At 38.4% G+C, this 5767-nt stretch carries 6 protein-coding genes, 2 tRNA genes and 1 CRISPR repeat array; of the genes, 4 read left to right on the top strand and 4 right to left on the bottom strand.

Annotation, left to right across the window (positions count from 1 at the left end):
* Window positions 1-341: hypothetical protein (locus ABDH28_02290; GenBank protein MEN2997853.1), on the top strand; the 341-nt coding region annotated here is incomplete at its 5' end.
* 71 nt (window positions 342-412) lie between these two features.
* The gene (locus tag ABDH28_02285) at window positions 413-1201 is read left to right on the top strand and encodes an alpha/beta hydrolase (GenBank protein ID MEN2997852.1); all 789 of its coding nucleotides are present in this window, start codon (window positions 413-415) and stop codon (window positions 1199-1201) included.
* Here ABDH28_02285 and argB read toward each other — a convergent pair.
* Window positions 1198-2052, bottom strand: a complete 855-nt coding sequence (argB, locus tag ABDH28_02280) for an acetylglutamate kinase (GenBank protein ID MEN2997851.1) — start codon at window positions 2050-2052, stop codon at window positions 1198-1200. The two genes, ABDH28_02285 and argB, sit on opposite strands and share 4 nt — an antisense overlap.
* Before the next feature lie 235 nt (window positions 2053-2287).
* On the opposite strand from argB, the gene ABDH28_02275 reads away from it, so the two are divergent.
* Together ABDH28_02275 and ABDH28_02270 are read left to right on the top strand one after the other, a co-directional pair.
* Window positions 2288-2986: a septal ring lytic transglycosylase RlpA family protein gene (locus ABDH28_02275; protein MEN2997850.1), complete on the top strand. Its 699-nt coding sequence runs from the start codon at window positions 2288-2290 to the stop codon at window positions 2984-2986.
* A gap of 10 nt (window positions 2987-2996) precedes the next feature.
* Complete coding sequence (locus tag ABDH28_02270; GenBank protein MEN2997849.1) at window positions 2997-4889, top strand: hypothetical protein; 1893 nt, start codon at window positions 2997-2999, stop codon at window positions 4887-4889.
* Window positions 4890-4905: 16 nt separating this feature from the next.
* Here ABDH28_02270 and secG read toward each other — a convergent pair whose 3' ends face one another.
* The 3 genes from secG to ABDH28_02255 all read right to left on the bottom strand — a co-directional run bounded on the left by secG (window position 4906) and on the right by ABDH28_02255 (window position 5438).
* On the bottom strand, window positions 4906-5274 hold the full coding sequence (secG, locus tag ABDH28_02265; GenBank protein MEN2997848.1) for a preprotein translocase subunit SecG: 369 nt from the start codon (window positions 5272-5274) through the stop codon (window positions 4906-4908).
* 13 nt (window positions 5275-5287) lie between these two features.
* A tRNA-Arg gene (locus tag ABDH28_02260) sits at window positions 5288-5360 on the bottom strand.
* A 6-nt stretch (window positions 5361-5366) separates the two neighbouring features.
* A tRNA-Gln gene (locus tag ABDH28_02255) sits at window positions 5367-5438 on the bottom strand.
* Window positions 5439-5524: 86 nt separating this feature from the next.
* A CRISPR array of direct repeats spans window positions 5525-5756; the repeat unit is 30 nt; unit sequence GTTTCAATCCCTAAAAGGGCAGGTAAAAAC.
* Between the last annotated feature and the right edge of the window lie 11 nt (window positions 5757-5767).

The raw sequence follows: 5767 nt of genomic DNA, 5'->3' as shown, positions 1-5767 counted from the left end.
ACATGAGTATGGTGGAGGTGGGGAAGACGAATGAGGGTTTGATGAGGGTGGTGAGTGAGTTGATGGTTTACAGTGATGAGATAAGGGGTGCGATGGAGGAGAGCAGGAGGGGTATGGAGGAGATAGTGAGGGCGGTGTATGGGGTGAAGGAGGCGACGAGTAGTTTGAGTGAGAGGTTTGAGGAGGTGTATGGGGTGTTGGCGAGAGGTGTGGGGGTATTGATGAGGGCGAGGGATAAGTTGCCGTTGATAATAGATAGTCTGAGGAAGTTGGGAGAGGAGCTTGGTAAGTTTAAGGTGACTGAGATGAGATTTACAAAAGCTATTACACTCGCTGAGTAGATTTATGGCTTACGTAGATAAGCTGTATCCGAATTTTGCATACTTGTTAAGACTGGCTTCATAATAGAGCTATGAAGTTGGATATAGAACATTGTAGTTTAGAGAAGAGTAGAAACACTTTGCTTTTCTTGCCTGCCTTCCCTACGACCAAGGATATGTATGTAAACCAAATCAAGCTTCTAAGGGAAAAAAAGATTCCGTTCATTGCTGTTAATTATCCAGGTATTGGAAAAAGCGAAAAACCGCAAAAGATTGAGATGAATGTCAAGGAGCTTGTTGAGATTATATGGAGTAATATAAGTTCTCTTGGCTTTAGTAAGCTGATTCCAGTTGGCACCAGTATGGGTGGATATGTGATGTTTGAACTCTGGAGACAACACAGGGATAGAATATCTGGTTTCGTTTTCTGTCATACTAGACCTGAAGCACTTGATGAGGAAGGGAGAAAAAGGAGATTATCAGATTTAGAGAAAATAAATGAAAACTTGGACGAATACCTAAAGTCTTTCACTAAAAACCTAGTTTCGGACTACACTTTGCAGAACAGGCTTGAGGTTGTAAAATTCCTTGAGGAGATCGTTAAAAATACAACTAAAGAGGGTTTGTCAGCGCTAGTTTATGTGATTGCTACAAGACCTGATTCTAGGAGTTTACTTGGGGAGATAAATTTACCTTGCCTTTTGCTTGCAGGGAAAGATGATAAAGTGGTTCCAATAAGTGTAATGAAAGAGATGGCTAACAATTTGCCTAATGCTACTTTGTTTGAGCTTGAGAATGTAGGACATCTTTCTCCTCTTGAGGTACCAGAGGAATTCAATACTATCCTTCTATCTTTCCTAGATGGTAAGAATCTTATCTAGATCACTATTTGTGTTCCTATCCCTTCGTCAGTAAATATCTCTATCAGTAGAGAGTGTTTTACCCTTCCGTCTATTATGTGTATCTTTTTTACTCCTCTTTCAATGGCTTTTATCATTGACATAGCTTTAGGAATCATTCCTTCTTTTATTGCACCAGACTCAATAAGATTACTAAGTTCCTTTATGGTTAAAGATGGGATGAAAGTAGTTTCGTCATTTATATCTCTGTATATGCCCTTTACATCTGTTAAGTAGATAAGCTTTTCTGCTTTAAGAGCTACGGCGATCTCTGCGGTTACATCATCTGCATTTATGTTGTAGGAATTTCCGTCCGCATCCACCCCAACGGGAGATATAACAGGAATAAAACCTTCGTTTATAAGGGAGATAACTAGGGATGGATCTATCTTCTCCACTTCTCCAACAAAACCTAAGTCAATATCGCCATCTAGGTATTTTTTCTTTGCCTTTATTGTGAAGTTATCTTTACCGGAAATTCCTACTGCTTTACCACCTTTCATTATGATGTTAAATACAACATCTTTGTTTATCATACCGCTTAACACCATTTCCACTATCTCGACAGTCTCTTTATCGGTAACCCTTTGCCCTTTTAGAAATTCTGGTTTCTTGTTGAGTTTTTCCATCAATTCTGAGATTTTCTTACCACCACCGTGGACCACTACCGGATGAATCCCCAGATGCTTTAGTAAAACTACGTCCTCACAAAATGATTGCTTAAGTTCCTCATCAATCATCACGCTTCCACCATACTTTATGACAATTATGGTTCCCTTAAACTTCACTATGTATGGCAAGGCCTGAATCAATGTCTCTACACGCTCTTTCACAAAAAAATTATTTAATTTCATTCCCGCAGGTTTCCAAATAAATTCTATTTCCGTTAGGTATAGGAGACTAAGTTTTTGCTTACTACTTCTTTTATGAACTTTTGTGACTGAGAAGACCAAAGGGCAAGTAAGAAAATTTTAGAATCTTACTTGCTTACCCAGTGGAGGTGTAGAATTTATTACACTGCTTCATTCTAGATTGAAAAAAACAAAAAGCTTTGTTTATCATAAGTTTATGCGATGGAAGATGGTGATAGGTGTTGGTATTTTTGTAGTTACTTTTTTGCTAAGTTTTTTGCCTATTTGCTTTGGTAGTCAGGAAGAATACTTCTATGGGTATATTTCTTTCTATGGTGAAGAGTTTGCTGGTAGGAAAACTGCAAGTGGAGCTGTGTTTGATTATAACAAATATACCTGTGCTAGTAGGACGCTTCCTTTTGGAACGATACTTGAAGTTATGAATACTAAGAATGGTAAGTCTGTTGTAGTAATGGTGAATGACAGAGGTCCTTTTGTTGAGGGTAGAATACTTGATATCTCAAAAAGGTCTGCTCAGGAAATTGATATGATAAGAGATGGTATTACTTTTGCAAGAATTAGAATTGTCAAGCTTGGAAGTGGGGTATTTTCTGAGGAAGAGTATAGTAAAATGGTAGGAGAGTATTATTCGTTTAGCAAGGAGAGTGCTTACGAATTTGCAGTCCAGGTTGGTGCTTTTACCAATAGAGCTTTAGCTCAAAATTTGCTGGAAAAGCTTAGAAGGGATGGATTTGATAACTCATATATAACTGTAAAGGTAATTGAAAACACAACATTCAATAGAGTCAGAGTAGGAGACTATGGGGATAAAGACAGTGCAGTTAAGGTCAGAGATATTTTAAAGAAGAAAGGGTATGAAACATACCTTGTGTCTACCTATGTTGAAAAATATTGAGTTTTGAAGAATGAAATACAAGAGTTTCTTGTTAGCCTATTTAGCTTTATTATTGCTAGTTCTAGGATGCAATTTTAGAATAAATCTTTACGAAACTCTTGAACCTTCTAATACAAACAAAGTATTTGATATTTCTCCTCCTTATGTGGAGATTATTTTCCCAACAAATTCTTCAGTTCTTAGTGGTTTGGTTTTAATTGTTGGTAAGACTGAAGATGAGAGTGGGGCTATAACTTATCTTGAGGTTAGGGGGGTGAGTTATAGTTTTACTAACCAGACTTTCTGGGAAGCAGAGGTGAATACCTACGATTTTACAAATGGAATGCTTGAAATAGGGGCTTATGCTCGGGATTCTTTAGGAAATACATCTTCTAGAAGGGTTGTGACTTGTTGGATTTCAAATGAGCTTATGCTTTCAGTTTTGCCACAGGGTTTTGTAGTAACCAATTGTGACTTTTACTTTGATATATCCTTAACTGCTACCAATTATACCTCACTTAAAGTTTTTACAAACTCATCTCTTGTTATGGCTACGAACGGAGTAACGAACTTGAAGTTTCTCATTACTTCAGATTTGTTTGATGAAAATCGGACGAACAGTATTAGTGTGGTCGTAGATGATAAGATAACAAATGTTAGGGAGTTTCTGTTTGACTTTTCTCCACCATATCTCAGTTTTCTTATTGGTAGTAATTCGTATCTATATGGGGCGTCGTTTAGCATACCTATTGAAGTGATAGACTCTAATAAAACTTTTGTATACCTAGGGTGTGGTAATGTAACTAATGAGTATATTTTTGAGAATTTTGGTACGAATTCATTAGTTTTGAACACTTACGTTCTCAGTAATGGGACGAATGTGCTTAGGATGTGGGCTAAGGACATGGGTGGGAATATTTCTCAAGTTTGTTTTCTACCGGTTGTAGTAGCAAACTACTTTCGTTATGAGCTAAACAGGGTGAGTGCTAGGAATTACTATTTCATCAACTCTGAATTATCTTTGGACAGAGTGAGACTCTTTTTCACTGACAGTGTTTTTTCGTCGCTTTTTGTTGCCAAGGAGGAAAATAACTTCTCAAGAGAGAGGATAACACCTGGTTCTCTGAACATACTTTCTACTGGGAAGATAAGGAGCATAAGTTTGGATAGCAAGTTTTTGGTAGGTTACATAAGAGAGGATCAGGCTTTGATCATAAGAACGAATCTTAATGCTGATCTTACGAACTTTTATCAGCTTGCAAACCTTGGAAGTGTAGAAGACTTTGACTTTACTAGAGTTAGCAACAAGTGTCTTGTAATAAGAGTTAAGACTAATTTTACTCTTCTGGTGACAGATGTTTCTAATAACTTTACAAACTTTGTTACGAATCTTGGGGGTAGTTTTAAGGTGAAATCAGAGAGGTATCCAGCTCTTGAGAGGGTATTGTTTTCCGTATATAATAGTGACAAGGTTAGCGTTTTCACCAATTTTGGAGTTTTATTTGAAACGAATGTAGGGGGAACTGAGAAAGTTGGTGTTGTTAGTTTTCCGAGTGGGAGTCTGCATTTTGCTTTTGCTAAAACTAATGAACTTAGGATTGTCACTTTTACCAATAACAGCTTTCACACTAACTTTTCATTTTCCACAACTAACACTATTTACGATCTAGCTGGGATTAGGTATTTTAACCACAGTCTTTGGGCGGTAGTTGAAAGTGATGGTCTTGGTAGTGCTTTTGTAAGGATAGTTGAGGTTAGTGACTCTGGGGTTCTAAGAGATCAGATTATAGATAGCAGGATATTTTTGCCTAGTCATGTGGGGGGTTTTGAGGATATATCTATCATTTACGATGGTGTGGTGAGGGTGTTTGTTCCGTCAACTTGGGAGGGTTATGGTAGTATAGTGATGTTTATGGGTTTGTAGGTTAGAGTTTTTATGCTTACTGAGATGTTGATAGTGGTTCGGTTTGTTGTGGTAGCTGTTCAATTGGTTGTGGTGTTTGTTGTGGTGTAGGTTCGGTTGTTTGTTGTGGTAGTTGCTCAATTGATTGTTGCTTTTGGACGGGGACTTTTATTGTAGACTTAGATATGGAGAATGAGATTAGGAATGCTAGAACCATGAAGGATATTCCGAGGATCTTAGTTATGTTTGAGAGAATATCTCCGGCTCTTGAGCCAAAGGGATTTAGGAGGTTACTTCCTCCAAATATTCCTATTTCTGCGCCTCCTCTGCTCTGTAGGAGGATTACGATTACCAGAAGTATTGCATTTATTACGAGTAGCACTGAGAGTATTGTTGTAAGAACCATTCTAGTCTCCTTTTGGGCCTAGCTGGACTCGAACCAGCCCACTCGGTTTAGGAAACCGATGCTCTATCCACCTGAGCTATAGGCCCGTAGCACTGCGAGGGAAGGACTCGAACCTTCACTGCGGGATCCAAAGTCCCGTGTCCTGCCAGTTAGACGACCTCGCAAAGGTAGACACTCTAAATTTTATACATTTATTCCACTCTCTGTCAACAAACCTATCCTCGGAGAGTGAAGTCTAAAATTTTTAGAAGTTTCAACCCCTAAAAGGGCAGGTAAAAACCCACATAAATTTAGACACTTCTTTGCTACCTTCCTTCTGTTTCAATCCCTAAAAGGGCAGGTAAAAACTCTTTCACTTCCTGCATATACACCTCCTGAGCTGAGGGTTTCAATCCCTAAAAGGGCAGGTAAAAACCACCAGCGGAATGTCCCAGGTTCTAGATCTCTTGCGCGTTTCAATCCCTAAAAGGGCAGGTAAAAACGTATTTTATCC

The sequence above is a fragment of the Brevinematia bacterium genome, from assembly GCA_039630355.1.
Taxonomy (GTDB): Bacteria; Spirochaetota; Brevinematia; order DTOW01; family DTOW01; genus SKYB106.
This window is presented reverse-complemented; position numbering and strand designations above follow the sequence as displayed.

What these genes read in the sequence shown, in the direction of transcription:
- ABDH28_02275 (MEN2997850.1), top strand. Translation starts at nt 2,288, where the DNA reads ATGCGATGGAAGATGGTGATAGGTGTTGGTATTTTTGTAGTTACTTTT.
- ABDH28_02270 (MEN2997849.1), top strand. Translation starts at nt 2,997, where the DNA reads ATGAAATACAAGAGTTTCTTGTTAGCCTATTTAGCTTTATTATTGCTA.
- ABDH28_02285 (MEN2997852.1), top strand. Translation starts at nt 413, where the DNA reads ATGAAGTTGGATATAGAACATTGTAGTTTAGAGAAGAGTAGAAACACT.
- secG (MEN2997848.1), bottom strand. Translation starts at nt 5,274, where the DNA reads ATGGTTCTTACAACAATACTCTCAGTGCTACTCGTAATAAATGCAATA.